Genomic DNA, 1,571 nt, shown 5'->3' on the forward strand with positions numbered 1-1,571 from the left:
GGTAGGCGGCGAAGTGGTCCGCGTTGGTGTCGACACCGACCATGCCTTCAGCGCGGGCGGTGGCCAGCGGGATCGTCTGCACCGTCGGCCTGGTCCACGAGGCCGTCAGGTACCAGCGGTCCCGCTGCACGTCGAGGTGGATGCGGTAGGCCACGGCACGGTTGTGCTCGATGCGGTCTCGCCACTCGGCGCCCCGGTGCTGGAACTGCACCTTCGCGGCCAGCACGTACCGGCCGTGCCTGGCATTGGCCAGGCGCGCCAGCGGGGACGGGAGCCTGATGCTCACCTCGCCCTCGGGCGTGATGCGGATCGTCTCGTTGCCGAACCGCTTGCCCGACTCGCCGTCGGCGGCGAGGAACCAGCGCTCGGCTTCCCAACGCTGCCGCCATTCGGCCTCGGTGAGCTGCGCGGCGGCGAGGTTGTGACGGTTGCCCAGCAGGCGCCGGCCGCCGCGCACCACATGCACGACACCGGCCTCACGCTCGGCGCGGGCCGTATCGAGGCGGCGAGTGAGGACGGCCAGGCGGCGGGACTTGTGGAACCACTCACCCTTGGAGCGGTATCCGCCCAGGGCCCGCTTGGTGCCCTTGTCTCCGATCGGCAACGACAGGCGGTGCAACAGCGTGCGCACACCCGCTTCGAGGTTCTGGATGTGGGCGAGCTGGCAGCGGCGCGCCAGTGCCCACTGGTCGTGGGTGGCTTTGGTGATCGACCCGGCCCAGCGGGAGGACGAGGCGGCGGTCAGGCCCTGCTTCCGGGCCGCCCACGTATCCGAGTTGTGCTCCAGACCATCGGCGCACCGGGTCTTGAGGTCCAGCGACGCGAGGCGACCTAGGTGTTCGCCGACCAGGCGCAACACCTTGTCGTCCTCGGGCGTGAGGTGCTTGAGGCGGCCGCGTATCGCCACGCCGGACGGGCCCAGAGCAACGAACGGGTCATCGATGGTGCGGAACTGCTTCTTGTTGGGATCACTCACCGGCAGCCGCCTCAAGGGCTTTCTCGGCTCGGTTCTTCGCCGAGCGGCGGCCGTACAATCGGGCACAGAACGAGGTCAGGACCTCCACCATGTCGCGCACCAGGTCGTCATCGACCTCGCCATCATCGAGGACAACGAGCCGGCGACCGGCGGCAGTCAGGGCAGCTTCGACGAGTTCGACGTTCATACGGCCGAGCCGGTCCTTGTGCTCCACCACCACGGTGGTCACCTTCGGGTCGGCCAGCAGCCGACGGGCTTTCGTACGGCAGCCGTTCATTCCCGAGGCGATCTCCGACTCGACACGAACCACCTTGTGACCGGCTTTCGCCGCCCACGCTGACAGGCGTGCGATCTGCCGCTCCAGATCGGCCTTCTGATCGTGCGAGGAGACACGGGCGTACAGGCCCACACCACCAGTCACAGACGGTGAGGTGTTCGCGTCGATGTTCACCAGGATCGTGCGCGGCCCCACTCGCTCCGCAGGGACCGGCAACGTGCCCTCACGGAACCAGCGGTACGCAGTACGCGGGGCGATCCCCTGTGCGCGTGCCCATTCCGTCAGGTTCATGCACAAGATCATACAGCACTCGTGACA

Annotated in this window: 1 protein-coding gene and 1 pseudogene; both read right to left on the reverse strand. The window is 68.2% G+C overall.

Annotated features, from left to right (window positions below):
• A pseudogene (locus tag ACTWPT_RS59895) lies at window positions 1-976 on the reverse strand (IS200/IS605 family accessory protein TnpB-related protein); the annotation flags it as partial.
• Window positions 969-1,544 carry an IS607 family transposase gene (locus ACTWPT_RS59900; protein WP_443186459.1) on the reverse strand — a complete coding sequence of 192 codons (576 nt, stop codon included), beginning with the start codon at window positions 1,542-1,544 and terminating at the stop codon, window positions 969-971. The pseudogene ACTWPT_RS59895 and the gene ACTWPT_RS59900, both read right to left, overlap by 8 nt.
• Window positions 1,545-1,571 lie beyond the last annotated feature (27 nt).

Origin of the sequence: Nonomuraea sp. 3N208 (assembly GCF_052245935.1) — a bacterium.
Taxonomy (GTDB): Bacteria; Actinomycetota; Actinomycetes; order Streptosporangiales; family Streptosporangiaceae; genus Nonomuraea.